At 58.0% G+C, this 15,956-nt stretch carries 16 protein-coding genes and 2 pseudogenes; 11 read left to right on the forward strand and 7 right to left on the reverse strand.

Going from position 1 to position 15,956, the window contains the following annotated elements:
- The first annotated feature begins 595 nt into the window (after positions 1 to 595).
- The 4 genes and pseudogenes from EN993_RS01355 to EN993_RS01370 form a co-directional block, all read left to right on the forward strand.
- A complete protein-coding gene (locus EN993_RS01355; protein ID WP_127262181.1) occupies positions 596 to 760 on the forward strand; it encodes a DUF3309 family protein in 165 nt (54 codons plus the stop codon).
- Positions 761 to 1,306: 546 nt separating this feature from the next.
- A pseudogene (locus tag EN993_RS01360) lies at positions 1,307 to 1,469 on the forward strand (leucine zipper domain-containing protein); the annotation flags it as partial.
- A 144-nt stretch (positions 1,470 to 1,613) separates the two neighbouring features.
- Positions 1,614 to 2,441, forward strand: a complete 828-nt coding sequence (locus EN993_RS01365) for a PRC-barrel domain-containing protein (RefSeq protein ID WP_127262182.1) — start codon at positions 1,614 to 1,616, stop codon at positions 2,439 to 2,441.
- A 521-nt stretch (positions 2,442 to 2,962) separates the two neighbouring features.
- A pseudogene (locus tag EN993_RS01370) lies at positions 2,963 to 3,747 on the forward strand (hypothetical protein); the annotation flags it as partial.
- Between the two features lie 224 nt (positions 3,748 to 3,971).
- Here the strand turns inward: EN993_RS01370 and EN993_RS01375 are convergent.
- Positions 3,972 to 5,261, reverse strand: a complete 1,290-nt coding sequence (locus EN993_RS01375) for a divalent metal cation transporter (RefSeq protein WP_245468588.1) — start codon at positions 5,259 to 5,261, stop codon at positions 3,972 to 3,974.
- A gap of 93 nt (positions 5,262 to 5,354) precedes the next feature.
- Between EN993_RS01375 and EN993_RS36910 the strand changes: the two genes are divergently transcribed.
- The 3 genes from EN993_RS36910 (at position 5,355) to EN993_RS38420 (ending at position 7,679) form a co-directional block, all read left to right on the forward strand.
- Complete coding sequence (locus tag EN993_RS36910) at positions 5,355 to 5,801, forward strand: hypothetical protein (protein WP_164757507.1); 447 nt, start codon at positions 5,355 to 5,357, stop codon at positions 5,799 to 5,801.
- 166 nt (positions 5,802 to 5,967) lie between these two features.
- Positions 5,968 to 6,495, forward strand: coding sequence for a ferritin-like domain-containing protein (locus EN993_RS01380; protein ID WP_109670938.1), 528 nt, complete (start codon positions 5,968 to 5,970; stop codon positions 6,493 to 6,495).
- Between the two features lie 809 nt (positions 6,496 to 7,304).
- Positions 7,305 to 7,679: a KTSC domain-containing protein gene (locus EN993_RS38420; protein ID WP_348629867.1), complete on the forward strand. Its 375-nt coding sequence runs from the start codon at positions 7,305 to 7,307 to the stop codon at positions 7,677 to 7,679.
- Between the two features lie 249 nt (positions 7,680 to 7,928).
- Here EN993_RS38420 and EN993_RS01395 read toward each other — a convergent pair whose 3' ends face one another.
- The gene (locus EN993_RS01395) at positions 7,929 to 8,240 is read right to left on the reverse strand and encodes a hypothetical protein (RefSeq protein ID WP_109670944.1); all 312 of its coding nucleotides are present in this window, start codon (positions 8,238 to 8,240) and stop codon (positions 7,929 to 7,931) included.
- 171 nt (positions 8,241 to 8,411) lie between these two features.
- On the opposite strand from EN993_RS01395, the gene EN993_RS01400 reads away from it, so the two are divergent.
- Positions 8,412 to 8,654, forward strand: coding sequence for a DUF982 domain-containing protein (locus EN993_RS01400; protein ID WP_127262184.1), 243 nt, complete (start codon positions 8,412 to 8,414; stop codon positions 8,652 to 8,654).
- 835 nt (positions 8,655 to 9,489) lie between these two features.
- Here the strand turns inward: EN993_RS01400 and EN993_RS01405 are convergent.
- The 4 genes from EN993_RS01405 to EN993_RS01420 form a co-directional block, all read right to left on the reverse strand.
- Positions 9,490 to 9,921 carry a hypothetical protein gene (locus tag EN993_RS01405; RefSeq protein WP_127262185.1) on the reverse strand — a complete coding sequence of 144 codons (432 nt, stop codon included), beginning with the start codon at positions 9,919 to 9,921 and terminating at the stop codon, positions 9,490 to 9,492.
- Positions 9,922 to 10,082: 161 nt separating this feature from the next.
- Positions 10,083 to 10,292: a hypothetical protein gene (locus tag EN993_RS01410; RefSeq protein ID WP_127262186.1), complete on the reverse strand. Its 210-nt coding sequence runs from the start codon at positions 10,290 to 10,292 to the stop codon at positions 10,083 to 10,085.
- A 629-nt stretch (positions 10,293 to 10,921) separates the two neighbouring features.
- Positions 10,922 to 11,434: an Hsp20/alpha crystallin family protein gene (locus EN993_RS01415; RefSeq protein ID WP_127262199.1), complete on the reverse strand. Its 513-nt coding sequence runs from the start codon at positions 11,432 to 11,434 to the stop codon at positions 10,922 to 10,924.
- A gap of 97 nt (positions 11,435 to 11,531) precedes the next feature.
- Entirely contained in the window at positions 11,532 to 12,014 is a 483-nt protein-coding gene (locus EN993_RS01420; protein ID WP_127262187.1) for an Hsp20 family protein, read from the reverse strand.
- A 249-nt stretch (positions 12,015 to 12,263) separates the two neighbouring features.
- On the opposite strand from EN993_RS01420, the gene EN993_RS01425 reads away from it, so the two are divergent.
- Positions 12,264 to 12,479 carry a hypothetical protein gene (locus tag EN993_RS01425; protein ID WP_127262188.1) on the forward strand — a complete coding sequence of 72 codons (216 nt, stop codon included), beginning with the start codon at positions 12,264 to 12,266 and terminating at the stop codon, positions 12,477 to 12,479.
- A 423-nt stretch (positions 12,480 to 12,902) separates the two neighbouring features.
- Here the strand turns inward: EN993_RS01425 and EN993_RS01430 are convergent, their stop codons facing one another.
- Positions 12,903 to 13,181, reverse strand: coding sequence for an usg protein (locus EN993_RS01430; protein ID WP_127262200.1), 279 nt, complete (start codon positions 13,179 to 13,181; stop codon positions 12,903 to 12,905).
- Between the two features lie 675 nt (positions 13,182 to 13,856).
- Between EN993_RS01430 and EN993_RS01440 the strand changes: the two genes are divergently transcribed.
- Positions 13,857 to 14,171 carry a co-chaperone GroES gene (locus tag EN993_RS01440; protein WP_127262189.1) on the forward strand — a complete coding sequence of 105 codons (315 nt, stop codon included), beginning with the start codon at positions 13,857 to 13,859 and terminating at the stop codon, positions 14,169 to 14,171.
- A 58-nt stretch (positions 14,172 to 14,229) separates the two neighbouring features.
- Positions 14,230 to 15,861 carry a chaperonin GroEL gene (groL, locus tag EN993_RS01445; protein ID WP_127262190.1) on the forward strand — a complete coding sequence of 544 codons (1,632 nt, stop codon included), beginning with the start codon at positions 14,230 to 14,232 and terminating at the stop codon, positions 15,859 to 15,861.
- Positions 15,862 to 15,956 lie beyond the last annotated feature (95 nt).

Consider the following 15,956-nt stretch of genomic DNA (forward strand, 5'->3'; position numbering starts at 1 on the left):
GCGGGCCGGGTGGGACCGGGGTGTGAAGCCGGGGAACCAATCCTGTTCTCTTTGCCACCTGATCAAGCCGATGGGGCCTGCGTGGAAAACCGACACATGGGGCATGATTGTTCCACCACGGCGGGCAGCATCGAGGACGCGCTTCTTCGACACAAAGTGGATGCGCCGCGCAACAACCACCGCGCGTTGACCTTTGCCAATTTCACTCTGGCTACTCCAGAACTTTGAGCCCGTTGGCTACCCGCTGGCGGCTTTTTTTGCCACCGGAGCATTTCGTCTGGAGTTCCGGAACAATTCGTCATCGACCCGGGTTCATCCTCTGCCAGCTGTCCCCTCAACTGCTGCCGATTAGATATCCCTGATCAGCCCACTTCTCCCCTACAAGGAAGACGTCGGTGAGGTTGAGCACTGTCTCTCAACAGAAGGAAAGGAAATCACGGACTGGATCAAATCAAGGCAAATGGCTGCAGTTCAAGGTTAAGGCCGAGGAACAATGGGGCAATCTCACCCGACGCCGGAACAGAAAGGTTCGTTTCGAGTTCATATTCAGCGCATAGGCGCTGCACGCATGCGGGTCAGTAAGGAGGAACCATCCATGGGTCTCGGCACAATTCTGATCATCGTTTTGATCCTTGCTCTGCTTGGCGGCTTCAGCGGCCTCGGCGGCGGCCCCTTCTATGGTACCGGCTACTATGGGGGCGGCGGCCTCGGTTTACTGCTGATCATTGTCATCATTCTGGTTGTCCTCGGACGTCTCTAGCTCATCAGCCAGCGATCCCTGAGCTTGCTGAAATGGAATGCAACCACAGTGGGGGCATTCCGCTAAAGGAAGGAGGTCGTTATGGCCAAGTTCCGCTTTGAGACCGTCGAATTCGGCAAGACTAAGACTTTCGACGAAAGTCTTGCCAGCGCAGACCTTGCCAGCCCCCGAGCAATCGAAATTTGATGGCGACCCCTTCAGGCTGTTCAATCAGGGTTTATCGATTTCGAACGCGTTAGCAAAAAATTCCTCACGTCTCCAAGCTGAATGTTCCCTTCGTATGCTCCAACGCAGATGGGGTGGCGAAGTTTCTTCGACGGACTTAAAATGGCTGAGCGTGAAGACTGGAAGATTTCAACACCAAGACAATGTGCAAACGGTTGATGGCGAAGGGCTCGGGAAGTCCCGCCGTGCAGCGCGATTGAAGCAGCCCTAGGATGTCCCCCTATCCAGGAGGCTATCCATCGGACTGGACCGAGGAGACTGGAGTTACCAGGCTTTGGCACACACCGGAGGCCCCGAATGACAAGCATGCGCGCCACAAGCATGCCCGTCTCACGCCTCTGCGTGAGAGAAGGCACCTTTTGCAAAGCCTGTGCGGTGCGGGCGTATGGTGTCTTGGCCAAGAGTGGCGCGCCGGGTCGAGCGCTATAAGACCGAAGGCCGGGCTGGCATGACGGACTGTTCCTCGCGGCCTGCCCTTATGCCACAGGTCATCGTCGCATTACGGGACTAGAAAACCCCGAGAAGATTGATAAACCGCTGTTTGCAATGGAACATTAGCCTTCGCGAATGGTTTGTTTGAGGAGCGCTCATATGAAGCGGCGCGCACTCAAACCGCACGAGGTACGTCATGTTCTATAAGCTCCTTGCTACCACCGCACTCGCCACGTTCATCGCATCCGGTGCCTATGCAGGCAATGTGATATCTGCTGCAACCGCTGCCCAAAATGTTGCTGTCCAAGCTATTCCTGATGGCAAGCTGGTCTCGAAGTTCATGGGAGTGGAAGTCTACAATGGCACCGGCGACAATGCCGAAGATATCGGCGAAGTAAATGACATCCTCCTATCGAAGGACGGCACAGCTAAGTTTCTGATCATCGGCGTCGGTGGCTTTCTCAAGGTTGGTGAAAAAAATGTCGCTTACGACTTCGATAAGGCCCGGTGGGCCGAAAAGAACGGCAAGCGATGGTTGGTCATCAGCGCGACTAAGGAGGAACTGACGGCCCTGCCCGCATTCGACACAAAGGCATACGATGCCTCCCTTTCGACCGCTTCGACCAAGCCCGCGACGCCGACCGTGACGCCGGCGCCGGCGACCTCGGCACCAACGGTCGATAGGACGACACTCACTGAAATGCCGATCGACAAAATCCGCGCTGAGGATCTGATTGGCACAACTGTCTATGGTGCCGACGATGCGAATGTGGGCAAGATCGGGGATGTGGTGCTGACCGGTGACAAGAAGATTGATGCGGTCATTATCGACGTCGGCGGATTCCTCGGCATCGGCGCCAAGGAGGTGGCTGTCGGCTTTGAGAAACTCAAATTCATGACAGACAAGGACGGTAATAAATATCTCTACACAAATTTCACCAAAGACCAACTTACGGCGCAGACCGCGTACGACAAGGGCACCTATGTGCAGTCGCGGGATAAACAGCGCCTGATCGTCAAGTGAGTTCGTCAAGGCGAGCCCGCGAACTTTGGTTTGCGGGCTCATCTCGATTCGATTTCAGCGTCTAAGTTGAGCGGTTCGAATCGGCAGACGAGTGATCAGCGGAACGAGATACCAAAGGACAGCAAGCTTCCTCCAACCAAGATGGCGCCCACCCTGCCAATTCCCTACTATGGAAGCGGCACCGTGACCGCCACGTAAAAGTCAGTCGCCACGCCGAGCAGGATCGGCGCAAGCGCGGCTGCTATGAAGGCAGCGGCTGCTTTTCTGATTGGCACTGATACGACATGAAGTTCAGATACTGTAATTGGCTTTATCAAGCGCGGCTTAAGCCGACAGCGGACGGAAGCAAATCACAGGATTCGAAAACGGTCGTCGGAACGAAACGCCCCTCAAGCAATTGTTACTTCGTCTCAGCGTTTTATTAGGAGGAGCTCATGGGACGCGGTATCTTGCTATGGTTGCTCGGGGTTCCGATCCCCATCATCATTCTGATCATGCTCTTTGCCCGTTAGGGGGTGGAAATGCAAACGATCCTTTCACCGACCGACGTCTCGCCGGTCACCGAATCTTCGTCATCGGCTGGATCGAGCGCCTCCGCCACAACCTTCGCGATTTCGACCGCTGCCTGGCTTGTCGTGGTGCAGTGGCTATCAGCGGGTGTCGGCGGCTATCTTACCGGTCGACTGCGCACCAAATGGGTGAACGTCCACACCGACGAAGTCTACTTTCGTGACACCGCTCACGGCTTCCTCGCCTGGGCCTTGGCAACGTTACTGGTTGCCGGTGTTCTCGGCACGGCTCTTTCCTCAGCGCTGGGTTCGGGTGTGCAAGCAACTTCCACCGTGGCCCCTGGCGCCGCGGTGGGACCTCCTCAGCAGCGAGCAGCGTGGCACCCCTAACTGATAATTTTCTCGGCTATTTTGTCGATACGCTGTTTCGGCCAACAGATACCGGAACAGTAGCCGCAGCTGGCCAAAACGATGCATCAGCCATCGGACAAGCAACACGCATCTTAATCACCAGCTCCGCAAGCGGCCAGGTCTCAGCTGACGATAAAACCTACCTGACGCGACTGGTCGCTTCCCGCACTGGTCTGTCGGAGACGGATGCGAAGACCAGGGTCGACACTGTTCTTGCCAACCTTGAGGCTGAAAGAAACAAGGCCAAAGCAACCGCCGACACTGTCCGGAAAGCCAGCGCCAGTTTCGCGCTGCTGGGCGCCCTGTCGTTAGTGATTGGGGCGTTCATAGCAAGCGTTGCTGCAGCGGTAGGTGGGATGCAGAGAGACGAGGAGGAGGCACTGTTTGCTCGCAGCAACGACGTTCAGCATCCGGAATCCTCAACTGTCACCTCGACACCGGACATAACCGCGGCGAAGTCATCATCTCGCGCATGGGTTTGGTCGGCGGAGTTAGGACGCGATCACTAGGAAGCTTGACCGCGGCGAGGAGAAGCGTGCGAGCCCCGGCAGGATTTCGACGGCTCGCTGCGCACCGCCAATCGTCGGCTCTCTTCCATCCGAACTAGAAATTAGGTGGATAGCTGAAAGATCATCACCGTAGCTGCAGCCGCCATGATAGCTGTCGCAACCCATCCCGTCAGCCGCATTGCCAGTGGCACGGTTGTCTTGCCCATCACATCCCGTCGAGCCGTCATCAGCATCATAACTGCCATCACGGGCACAGCCACCATGCCGTTGATCACTGCGCTCCAGTAGAGCGCCTTGATGGGATTGATCGGCGTGAAGTTGAGACAGGTACCGGCCAGCGTCGCTATCGCAATTGTCGCGTAGAACGCCTTAGCCGCCAGCGGCTCGCGTTCGAGGCCTACAGGCCATTTGCGCGCCTCACCAAGGGCATAGCCGGCCGAGCCTGCCAAAACCGGAATGGCAAGCAGCCCCGTTCCGATAACACCGAGCGCGAAGACAGCAAATGCAAACTCACCGGCGACGGGACGCAATGCTTCAGCCGCTTGGCCGGTTGTTTCAATATTTGTGATGCCCTTGGCGTGAAGGGTCGCGCCGGCTGTGATCATAATCGCGAGGGCGACCAGGTTGGAAAACGCCATACCGACATAAGTATCCAGGCGGATGCGATGAATTGCATGCTGCGCCTGCGCTGGCGCCTTCTTGAGCGGCTTGCGGCCAGGCTTGGCCTTTTCGTCCTCCACCTCTTGGGAGGCCTGCCAGAAGAACAAATATGGACTGATTGTGGTGCCGAAAATCGCGACAACGGCTGTCCAAAACGACGCGTCAGCCGAGAACCGCGGGATGAGCAGACCTTTTGCCACTTCCTCCCAAGGGACCTGAACGAACATCACCGTGCCGAAATAGGCGAACAGTGAGACCGTTAGCCATTTGAGTATCGAAACGTAGCGGTGGTATTTCAGAATGACCTGGAGCCCGACCGACATGACCCCGAAGACAACAACGTAAAGTACAGCCGGGCCGCCAACGATAAGCTTCAAGGCGTCTCCCATGGCTCCGAGGTCAGCTCCGATATTGATGGTGTTGGCTATAAGGAGCAGGGCAACGACCGCCTGAAGCAGCCAGTTGGGGTAATAGGCTCGCATGTTGCCGGCGATGCCTCGCCCCGTCGTGCGGCCGATGCGTGCGCTGATCTCCTGGATTAACGACATGAGAGGGTAACTGAACAGCATCGTCCACGTCAGGGCGAAACCGAATTGCGCGCCGGCCTGTGAATACGTGGCGATGCCGCTTGGATCGTCGTCGGAAGCTCCGGTGATAAGGCCGGGGCCAAGCACATCGAGCAACCTAGGCTTGGCGCGACCGAATCCAGGCTTCGTAATTTTCGTGGTCAAGTCTCGCGTTCCCAAGATGCCCTCAGTCCGTCAACGACCTGACCAGAAAAAGGCTCCAGCGCTAGAATCATTATAGTAGGATTTGCTAAAAGAATGGCACGGGAGGTCGGCCTCGGTGAATGGTGGATCATTGAATGGCGGAAGAGCATCCCGTTTCAATGCGCACAAAAAAGCACGGATCAATGCGTTGCAGTCTTGAGCATCCTGCTCGAAGCGGGATCGCCCGTGCAGAGCATATTGGCCAAGCAGATGGACCGCAAAGAGCCAGACGGGTACTACCGCAGTTGCGATCAGACCGAGCAGGTGCGATGGAAATCCGTTTCCGTGCTGCCTCAGAAACTTATCAACATAGTCGCAAGTCGGGGAACGCAGGCGTTGCGTTCAATCAGACCTGGTTTGGATTGGCGGGGAAGGCCCAGGTTCCGGCAGCGCATCGTTCTCGGCCGGATCGAAGGCGCCATGACGGCGATCGCCAAAGCCAGCGTTCCCGGCTTCTCATTCGCCCACATGAACTCATCTGGCGATCCGCCGACGGCATGAACACACCAATAGCCGGCGGTGCCTAATGCCCAGCTTGTCGTCGTATTCGTCTTCTCGTCTCAGCCCGGGGGACGAGTCTCAAATATTATGCGGATAGGGAACTCCCGGCTTCTCTCCGGGTTAGAAAATGCCCCAACGGGTCATTTCAAACAAGGAGGACACAACGATGGCAACCACCAAGAAGGCAAGTGCCAAGACCAAGGGCCTTGAGGATCTGTTCCTCGATGGGCTCAAGGATATCTACTATGCTGAGAAGAAAATTCTGAAGGCCTTGCCGAAGATGGCCAAGAACGCGGATGACGAGCAGGTCACCGCGGCCTTCGAAAAGCACCTTGCGGAAACCGAAGGCCAGGTAGAACGGCTCGAGGAGGTTTTCGAAATCCTCGGCGCGCCTGCGCGCGGCAAGACCTGCCCCGCCATCGACGGCATTCTGGAGGAAGGATCGGAAATACTCGATGAGTATAAAGGATCGACGTCCCTGGATGCCGGGCTCGTCGGCGCGGCGCAGGCTGTCGAGCATTACGAGATCGCTCGCTACGGCACGTTGATTGCTTGGGCCACCACCCTTGGCAAGGATAACGTGGTTGAATTGCTAAACGCGACCCTCGAGGAAGAGAAAGCTACCGACGAGGCCCTGACGTCACTGGGTGAAGGCGGGGTGAACGACCGGGCGGCCGAACTGCAAGCAGCTTGAATTGCGGCCGGTTTTTCCATGGCTCCGGCGTGGCCGCCGGAGCCATTTTTCTTCTATGGCCGGATCGCTACGCGGAGAGAATCCCTACTATCGAATGACCTTCAACACATTAGTGGCCAGGCTAACAAGCGTTGAACCTCTTGGGCTATGAAGTCCCTGATTGAATCGGTCGCGATATCTGCAGCTTCACACTGATCCGATGGGAAGGATCAGGTACGCGCGGCGCTGCAAACATACGCTGGCTGGAAATCTCTCATCTTTCTAAAATCTGTTCGAACCTGCACTGCCTGGGGGCCTTGTCGGGGCGCCATCGCTTTCGAAGTCATGCGGCGAGCTTTGCTGAATCCATCCCATTGTAGTCGGCCCAGGTCACGGTCTTTTTCATGACTTGAAGGCACCATCAAGCTTGAAGCGAAGATCGTAATGCAGCCGCATGGCCGCATGTTTCTGAATCCGAAGTCGGCTAGATTTGGCGATCGAGCGTTCGCCGCAGGAGGGGTCCATGGCTGGAAAGTCATCAGAGATCCAATAATTACTCGCCTGCGCTAAGCCGTCCAGTTGAGGAGCGAAGTAGCTTCGCCGCAGCAATTAGCTTCGTGCGGCTGCCGCCATACCTGTTGATTAGCTCGTGGACTTGGGTTGTGGTAATGCCGTTCTGCCGTGCAAGTTGCCTAACCACATAAGCTTCACTGCCCGAAATTCGGTCCCGGTCGCGAGGATAAAGGTTTGCCGCATCGGCCGTCATGCGTAGTCTCCCGTGCTCACGCTATATCTTCGCCAACGCAAGAGTTGCTATTTAGTTGCCGCTCATGTGCACGCTGACGGTACGTCTGGTGCGCGCAAGCTGGGAGCATCTGCGGTTGCATTTTTTCCCGCCGATGGAACTTTCGGCCGGCGCAAATCTTCGTTTGCCGAAGGTGTCCTCGACCCTCGAGGTGGCCGGCGAGGGTTATGTAAAGAGGTGTTCCCCGATGCCCTCAACCTCAATACGCAAAACCGAATATGATCCTGACAAGCGAGTCCTGTCTGTGTGGTTTGTGGCCAGCGGCAAACGGTATGAGTTTGAGGGCGTGCCGCCTGAAATCTTTGCCGAGTTCCGTTCCGCTTTTGCCAAGGGCCGCTATTTCAACGAACATATTCGCAATCGCTTCCGATATCGTCTGGCCGATAACAATTCTGGATGATCTGCTCGGAGCACCAGTTCGCCGGTTTGCGGCTTGGTTTTCGGCCATTTAAGGTGAGCGCAACCGACAGGCAGTAAGTTTTTCAGTCGTCATGATTGGCTTTCGCAAGGGCTTCGGCCTCATGGACTAGACTCGGCCAGGAACCATGGCCTCCTCGCTTGGACGACTCCAGCCGGGCGGGTCTGTTCTAAGTCATGCGAACCAATTTGGCCTGGCTCGGGCTTCCATGTTTCTCTTTAATCGGAGTCGCTAGCGCACCTCATCTCGAAGAGCCGTCGTCGTGCGCGCAACGGGCGTCCAGTCAGTAATCGCATCGGCATCGACGGTGATCAAACCGCCAGCCTTCAAGGTGACCTTTTGGGATTCTGCATCGATTCGACTGACCTTCCCTCTGAGCTCAAGTTCGTCGCCCGGTTCGGTCCTCTTTGGTGCTGGCATCGAATGGGGAAAGGCATAGGACGGAATGCTGACACTTGCTCGCGCACCATCTAGCATTCTAAGCACGGTCACGGTTATCGCAACTTCGTCGCCTATGCTGATGTCCGTAACTTTCCAAGCCATAAAGAGACTCTGGGGCGGAAATCCTAGTCGTCAAGGGACTGCTAATATTCCGTCGGTGAACTGCAACAAAAAGCTTATCCGCCCGTTTTCACACGCCAGGTCACACTGGCTACTCCAGACCTACTCCCGCCGGCTGAAGGTCGGCGGGTCTTTTGATAGCGCGGAGAAGCGATGCACGCGTTCCTTTCTCCAGTCCATGTGAGGTCCGATTTGCCAGGCTCGCGCCAACGGATCGAACACGTTGAAGGAGCCGCCGACGAACTCCTCAAATGGGCAAAACGTGGCCCCAGATGGCACAAGGCGATGACCCTTTGCAGTTCTGCTTTGGAGGGCGATCCCATTGATCCGCAGATAATACGAAAGGCCTTCGCGGCTGCAGCTAAGGAAGCACAGATGTTGCTCCCTTCCGATTAGGTCGCTTTGCCTGATATCGGCAGCTGCGTTTTGCACCTGCGGCGCGACGTCCCGCAAACCTGGCGGATCGTGCCTGCTGATCAGCCCGAATGCCGGTCAGCCCGCGTTGCGGGTCTCAACGTTTGGCCGGTTCACTTGCCGCAACGGCGGCGTGCGGTTGCGGAGTGTTTGGAACGTTTGAGCCGGCTGAAGCTTTCTTTCCCGAAGCAGCCTCTCCTCTTAGAGACGGTGGGCAAAAATGTCAGCAGCAGGATTCGTGTTGGTCTATTTTTTGGGCTTTTCGGTCGAGATTTTTTCGCAGGTATTGTCCCGCTGCTCACATGCCTTTTGATTTTCAATGTTGTGTTCAGGCACAACCCAAACCGCTAGCAGCGGATTGCTGCTGGCCGTCGCTTGTGTCGCTGAGTCAAACCGGATGCGCGGGGATCAGGACTGCGCCACCTTCGCTGCAGGACTTCCGGAGCGGCAGTAGGTTCCTCTACCCATGATATCGGATCGTTAATCCGACGATGCGACCATCGCCCCAGTCCTGCTGGTGACGACGCGAAACAGGGCGCCGGGAAATCAAGCCATACCGGCCAAGAGATCGATGAATAAATCGGCAAAGCCCTCGAAGCCTTCATGCACGGCGTCGCATTGTGGGTGTCTCGCCTCCTCTGATGGACAAGGCGATGCGGCTTGCTCCTGCTACCCCCTCGGCTCTACAGCTCACGCATTCACAGGAGCGACCGCATCGCGGGAAGAACGGGACCAAGGAGCGCCATTTGGTCCCGCGAAATCGTGGAACCACCGCGCTTCGAACAAGCTTCAATCGTTGTCGCCGTTCTAGGCAACCTCAGTGCCACATTCTCTCCCTGAGCCATTTGAGAAATCTGTTTTCAGCGATTGTCCGGCGGACTCTAGCGGCAGCCCATTGCCCTCTTATCGTGGTCCCGACATGGCAACTGCAGACGATGTCGTGCAATTCCCAGTCAGACAGTTCGAAGAAGCGCTTTGCTTCGCCATAGGTGTCATCCTTCAGGCCGACCGCACGCAGTACCGGATCCTCGAAGGCCACTGTGATTGGTGAGCCCTCACTGCGTGCTGCGTCGCGGGCTTGCCCCTTCAGATGCTCAGTGCCAGTCAGCGCTCCCAAGCGTCGCTCGGGATGTTCGTCTAGCAACTTTGCCCAGCGCTCGATGCGCTGTTGCCGGGTCATGATCGGGTATGTCGACAAGGGTTCCACTTCTGCGATTATCTGCAGTTGGCTTAGGGTTTGGTGTTTCATGATCGGCTCCTTTTGATCGAAGTCCCTTCTCACAAAAATTATCGCACCACGACGCGCCGACAAGGCCGGGTAGGGCCGCTTCTCGACGGACAATCGCGATTGCCAAATTTTGACGAGTATTGCGCATTGCTCCGCCGCTGCCGACGCTCGAACCGTACAGATCAGGGGTGATCGATCCCGCTAACCAGCCGAAGGCTTCCCTGTTGAACCTGATCGATGGCAAGGAGTAGTGAGGCTAGCGTCGGCGACACCTCGGGTTCGACCGTCAGCCCAAAGAGCTTCTGTACGGGACGACGATTGTCCTCTTTGCGTATCAACTCTCGAAGAGAGTCAGCGACGGTGTTGTGACCGGCCTTGTCGCGCTTTGTCATCACGCTATCCCCTAGTCCTTCCCCGTAATTCACTAGCCGAAAAAGGGTTCCATACTGGGTCAGAATATTTAGTAGAAATTTCTGAGCGAGGACCAGATACGTTCCTCAGTTCGACCAAATAGGCGCGAGCGGGACAATCGCCAGACGTCGAGCGGATGCCCCGGCCGTCCCCTCCCCAAGAGATTGCGGTCTCACGAAAGAGCCTTGAAAAACCTGGTCTTCGGCTCTGTCGTGCACCAGTTCCAAGTACAGCCAGGCGCTTGTGGTCATTGTACTAATGGCCGGGCCAAACTCACCCTGTAGCCGGCGTTTCTGGAACGGCGCCAACGACTGGAGGCGCTGTCCGGCATGCATGGACGCCAACCTGCTGAGAGCTCAGACTCCGCACCTTCACCGACATCGATCGCCTCGCGCAGCATCCGTTCGGCATGGACTGGCTATCGGGGCGTCTCTGTCATCGGGCAGTAGGGGGTTAATGCCCTGCAAACTCGTATGATCTATCTGTGAGTATCGGGACGATACCATTCACTTCGGCCGGTAACGTATCGGGCCGCACATCGTCGACCGAGAAGTTTACGACCGATGATGCGGCGCAGAAGGCAGCTCGACAGCCTTCGGCGCCGCCGACATCAGCTCCCGCCATTGATCGCGATGCGTTTCGCCTGCGACTGCGCTTTCGCCGTCTTTGGCAGCGTGACCGTCAGGACGCCGTTTTTGAAGCGAGCATCGGCCTTGTCTTCCTCGACTTCGTGGCCGAGCGGAACGCGGCGTTCGAAGCGGCCGTAGAAGCGCTCTGAGAACTGCCGATCCTTGTCCTCCGTCTCAGAACGCTTTTCGCCCTTCAGCGTGAGCACGCCGTCGTCGAGCAGGACTTCTATGTCCTTCTCCTCCATGCCGGGCACCTCGGCCGTGACGCGGATTTCCTTCTCGCCATCGGAGATCTCGACGCGGGGCCAGCGACCACCATTGGCGGAGAACCTACTCAGCGCCGGCAATCCTCCGTCGAAGCCACGGAAGACATCGTCGAAGAGGCGGTTCACCTCCCGGTGCAGCGACAGGAACGGATCGCGTTCGTCGTCCCCGAACGGGCTGGGAACCTGGCTGCGTTCCCGGCCAAAAGGAATGAGATCACGTACACTCATTTTGCGTCTCCTTTCGTCGTCTTTGTCATTCACCCTTTCGGGCAAAGCAGCGCCGGACGCTCTCGTCCGGCTGCGATGAGCCTTGATCCGGATCGCTTCAGGCAGCGTGCTTTTCAGCCGTCGCCCTCGCAGCGTTGGGCTCGATCCTGGGCTCAGCGTCGACGCTTCCGATCTCGATCCGGCGCGGCTTCATCTCTTCTGGAATCTCCCGCTGGAGATCGATCGTCAGCAAGCCGTTCGCAAGGCCGGCGCTTGTTACCTTGACATGGTCGGCCAATTCGAAGCGACGCTCGAACGGCCGCCCGGCAATGCCACGATGCAGATAGTCGCCATTATCCTCCCCGGCTTTTTCGCCGGCGACGACGAGCATGTTGGGTTCATGCACGATGCTCAATTCGTCCTGACTGAAGCCGGCCACTGCCATGGTGATGCGGTAAGAGTCCTCGCCGGTCCTGGCGATATCATAGGGCGGCCAATTGTCGATGCTTGGCGTCCGGCTCGCGTTCTCGAGCAGGTCGAAGACGCGGTCGAAGCCGATGCTCGACCGATAGAGCGGGGAAAAGTCGAATGCGGTTCTCATAGCCATATCCTCCATTGGGTGAGCAACATGGGGTACGAGGAGCGCCAAGGATGCAGCTCCCTGACCTTGCCGGCCCTTCGGGCGCCGGCGAAATCGATTTGGGAATTCGATCGCCGAGCGTCAAGAGGGTTTCCACACATGAATCGCGCTACCGGAACATCCTTCTTGTGATGCGCATTATCCTGCCACCGGCAGCGTCAGTGTCCGCTCTTCACCGATGCTTGCAGACCGACGACCAGGAGATCGATCATGCCTTTGACAAGGGAAGAAGTCATATTGGTTCTTGGGCCATCCGATGAAACGCTCGTTGCCGAGATCATAGCGACCGGCGCTTCTCTTGAGGAGCTGCGGGAGGCCTGGGCATGGCTCAATGAAGACGAGGCTCTCATGGGTGAAGGACGGCGTTTGCCCGGGACGCGCGTCGCGAGCCTGATCGATCTGCTGGATACAGAGGACGAAGAATGAAGTTGGACCTTGTCGGTGATCCCGACACTTGCCGGGTGTCTTGACACTCGGGAAAGCGAACCATCTCGATACTAGACCTGCGCCGATGGCGCCGGTTGCTTACTCGCAAAAAGACGACGAAACAAACGGTGGAGGTAATGGATGACGTCCGGTTCCCCGATCCTGTTATCCTCAAATTTCCACCGCATCGCGTACTGTCGCCAGCGAGGCGCTGGAATGCCTGGATCAGCAGTGGCCCCGAATGGGCGCGCGGGCGTAGCTGGCGCGCGGCCGAGCGCGCCTGCCGCTGGCATAACGCGCGCGACGCACGAAAGGCGTTTCCGAACGCTGCGGGGCGGGCCGGTCTGATTGCTGCGGAAGCGCGTGCCCGGCGCAAGTTCCGCTCGATGGGTTTGGTCGAGGGCTTGCGGTCCGAGGTGACAATCAGTGGATGGCGATCACGCCCTCGACGGCGCGCCATTCCGAGGGCTTGATCAGTCGATGGTGGGCGACACGCACGGAATGCAGCGCGCCTTCCAGTTCGCGCTCCCAATAGTCGAGAAAGCCCTTCAGCTCGGGAAACTCTGGCGCGAGATCGTATTCCTGCCAGACATAGAGCTGCAGCAGGCTCGGATGATCCGGTAGATGGTAATGGATTTCCGCCGTCGTCAGGTCATAACCATCCATCTGCAGGCGGAATTCCCTGCTGACCGCAGTGACCATAGGCTTCTCCTTCGGTTGCGATGTCACGCATCCAACCTGTCGAAGCCGTGCCCAAACTCGCCTTGATGCCGACGAGCGTGCACTGCTGTCAAGTCTGCACAACGCGTCCATGATTTGGTCGAAAGAGACTGGCCGTTCCGCCCCCGGTGGGCGGCGCAGCGCTGGAACGGATTTCACGGCGCAGGCATGGGAGGCCCAGGACGACAGAATGGCGCGCTTTTCGTGAAGGTCGAGCGTCTCGTCCTTCAGCACGTCATCCGGATGTTCAAAATGTTTTGCCTGCATCAGCAGGCGGTCAAGCGCGAGAGAGGGAATAATCGGCGAGACCTTCTGTCGGTTCATCGGTGGCCTCCGTCTGCAAAACACTCCGCGATGGGCTCAGATTTGGGCTGTCCGAGGGCAGCACCAGGCTTGGATAATTTTGTTGGATCGCCGCGAAATTTCAAGCAGGAAAATGCCGCGCGTGATCGAAATAGCCACACGATAACAGGCTGTTGGCACTCTCATGCCGTGAGTGCTAAAATTTTCGCGCCGACCTCTTGAAACCGGAGAACCACAAAACTAGGTCGATATGCGCGCTATGCCTGCTGAAGGATCGCCGCACCTTGCATGGGGCCGATATTGCCGGTCCCGTGCAAAGGAGCCTCAAAATCTGTTTGCCATGAGGAGAACGACATGGCGTTCCGTCCATTGCATGACCGTATCCTGGTCCGCCGCATCGAAGCCGAGGAAAAGACGGCCGGCGGCATCATCATACCCGACACTGCCAAGGAAAAGCCGCAGGAAGGCGAGGTCATCGCCGCCGGTCCTGGCGCGCGTGACGACAGCGGCCAGTTGCAGCCGCTCGACGTCAAGGTCGGCGACCGCATTCTGTTCGGCAAATGGTCCGGCAGCGAGATCAAGCTCGACGGCGACGACCTCGTCATCATGAAGGAAAGCGACGTGATGGGCGTGATCGAACAGACCGCCACGCTGAAGAAAGCGGCCTGACCAAATTCAGGTCCAAGCTAAACCAGTCAGTGAAGCTGCCTATTGAAGGAGTGAACCGATGGCTGCCAAGGAAGTGAAGTTCCATTCCGACGCGCGTGAGAAGATGCTGCGCGGCGTCGACATTCTGGCCAATGCGGTGAAGGTGACGCTCGGCCCCAAGGGCCGCAACGTCGTTATCGACAAGTCGTTCGGCGCGCCGCGCATCACCAAGGACGGCGTCACCGTCGCCAAGGAGATCGAGCTGGAGGACAAGTTCGAGAACATGGGCGCGCAAATGGTCCGCCAGGTCGCCTCCAAGACCAGCGACATCGCCGGCGACGGTACCACCACCGCCACGGTTCTCGCACAGGCGATCGTGCGCGAAGGCGCCAAGGCCGTGGCGTCGGGCATGAACCCGATGGATCTGAAGCGCGGTATCGACAAAGCGGTGGATGCGGTGGTCGCCGAGCTGAAAACCAATGCCCGCAAGATCACGAAGAACGACGAGATCGCCCAGGTCGGTACCATTTCGGCCAATGGAGACGCCGAGATAGGCCGCTTCCTCGCGGAGGCCATGCAGAAGGTCGGCAACGAAGGCGTCATCACCGTCGAGGAAGCCAAGACCGCAGAGACCGAACTTGAAGTCGTCGAAGGCATGCAGTTCGACCGCGGCTATCTCTCTCCCTACTTCATCACCAACCAGGACAAGATGCGGGTCGAACTGGAAGAGCCCTATGTGCTGATCCACGAGAAGAAGCTTTCCAACCTCCAGGCCCTGCTGCCGGTGCTGGAAGCGGTCGTGCAATCGTCCAAGCCACTGCTGATTATCGCCGACGACGTCGAAGGCGAGGCGCTCGCCACGCTCGTCGTCAACAGGCTGCGCGGCGGGCTCAAGGTCGCGGCCGTCAAAGCCCCTGGCTTCGGCGATCGACGCAAGGCCATGCTGGAGGACATCGCCATCCTGACCGGTGGTACGGCAATCTCGGAAGATCTGGGCATCAAGCTTGAGAACGTTACGCTAGAGATGCTTGGCCGCGCCAAGAAGGTTGTCGTCGAAAAGGAGAACACAACCATCGTCGACGGCGCCGGCCGCAAGGAGGAGATCCAGGGCCGCGTGGCCCAGATCAAGGCCCAGATCGAGGAGACCACCTCGGATTATGACCGCGAGAAGCTGCAGGAGCGGCTGGCCAAGCTCGCAGGCGGTGTTGCCGTCGTCCGCGTCGGCGGCTCGACCGAAGTTGAGGTCAAGGAGCGCAAGGATCGCGTGGACGATGCCATGCATGCCACCCGCGCAGCGGTCGAGGAAGGTATTCTGCCAGGCGGTGGCGTTGCGCTCTTGAGGGCAGTGCAGGCGCTTGACGGCGTCCAGGTGGACAATTCCGATCAGAGGTTTGGCGTCGACATCGTGCGCAAGGCAATCGAAGCGCCGGTTCGCCAGATCGCCGAGAACGCTGGTGCGGAAGGGTCGATCATCGTCGGCAAGCTGCGTGAGAAGGCGGAGTTCTCCTATGGCTGGAACGCACAGACCGGCGACTATGGCGATCTCTTCACCCAGGGCGTGATCGATCCGGCCAAGGTGGTTCGCACCGCACTACAGGACGCCGCTTCCATCGCCGGCCTGCTTATCACCACGGAGGCAATGGTGGCCGAAAAGCCGAAGAAGGAAGCGCCGGTTCCTGCCATGCCGGGCGGCGGCGGAATGGACTTCTGACAAAGCATGAACCAGGCGTGCCCGCCACTTCCGGCGGGCGCGGCCTATCGTTAGTTCAACCACGATTGGGTGTTGCAATGAATATGATGAGCAGC

Origin of the sequence: Mesorhizobium sp. M7D.F.Ca.US.004.01.2.1, from assembly GCF_003997785.1 — a bacterium.
GTDB lineage: Bacteria > Pseudomonadota > Alphaproteobacteria > Rhizobiales > Rhizobiaceae > Mesorhizobium > Mesorhizobium loti.

What these genes read in the sequence shown, in the direction of transcription:
- EN993_RS01365 (WP_127262182.1), top strand. Translation starts at nt 1,614, where the DNA reads ATGTTCTATAAGCTCCTTGCTACCACCGCACTCGCCACGTTCATCGCA.
- EN993_RS01355 (WP_127262181.1), top strand. Translation starts at nt 596, where the DNA reads ATGGGTCTCGGCACAATTCTGATCATCGTTTTGATCCTTGCTCTGCTT.
- EN993_RS01415 (WP_127262199.1), bottom strand. Translation starts at nt 11,434, where the DNA reads ATGAGTGTACGTGATCTCATTCCTTTTGGCCGGGAACGCAGCCAGGTT.
- EN993_RS01425 (WP_127262188.1), top strand. Translation starts at nt 12,264, where the DNA reads ATGCCTTTGACAAGGGAAGAAGTCATATTGGTTCTTGGGCCATCCGAT.
- EN993_RS36910 (WP_164757507.1), top strand. Translation starts at nt 5,355, where the DNA reads ATGGCACGGGAGGTCGGCCTCGGTGAATGGTGGATCATTGAATGGCGG.
- EN993_RS01395 (WP_109670944.1), bottom strand. Translation starts at nt 8,240, where the DNA reads ATGGCTTGGAAAGTTACGGACATCAGCATAGGCGACGAAGTTGCGATA.
- EN993_RS38420 (WP_348629867.1), top strand. Translation starts at nt 7,305, where the DNA reads ATGTGCACGCTGACGGTACGTCTGGTGCGCGCAAGCTGGGAGCATCTG.
- EN993_RS01410 (WP_127262186.1), bottom strand. Translation starts at nt 10,292, where the DNA reads ATGACAAAGCGCGACAAGGCCGGTCACAACACCGTCGCTGACTCTCTT.
- EN993_RS01405 (WP_127262185.1), bottom strand. Translation starts at nt 9,921, where the DNA reads ATGAAACACCAAACCCTAAGCCAACTGCAGATAATCGCAGAAGTGGAA.
- groL (WP_127262190.1), top strand. Translation starts at nt 14,230, where the DNA reads ATGGCTGCCAAGGAAGTGAAGTTCCATTCCGACGCGCGTGAGAAGATG.
- EN993_RS01430 (WP_127262200.1), bottom strand. Translation starts at nt 13,181, where the DNA reads ATGGTCACTGCGGTCAGCAGGGAATTCCGCCTGCAGATGGATGGTTAT.
- EN993_RS01420 (WP_127262187.1), bottom strand. Translation starts at nt 12,014, where the DNA reads ATGAGAACCGCATTCGACTTTTCCCCGCTCTATCGGTCGAGCATCGGC.
- EN993_RS01380 (WP_109670938.1), top strand. Translation starts at nt 5,968, where the DNA reads ATGGCAACCACCAAGAAGGCAAGTGCCAAGACCAAGGGCCTTGAGGAT.
- EN993_RS01400 (WP_127262184.1), top strand. Translation starts at nt 8,412, where the DNA reads ATGCACGCGTTCCTTTCTCCAGTCCATGTGAGGTCCGATTTGCCAGGC.
- EN993_RS01440 (WP_127262189.1), top strand. Translation starts at nt 13,857, where the DNA reads ATGGCGTTCCGTCCATTGCATGACCGTATCCTGGTCCGCCGCATCGAA.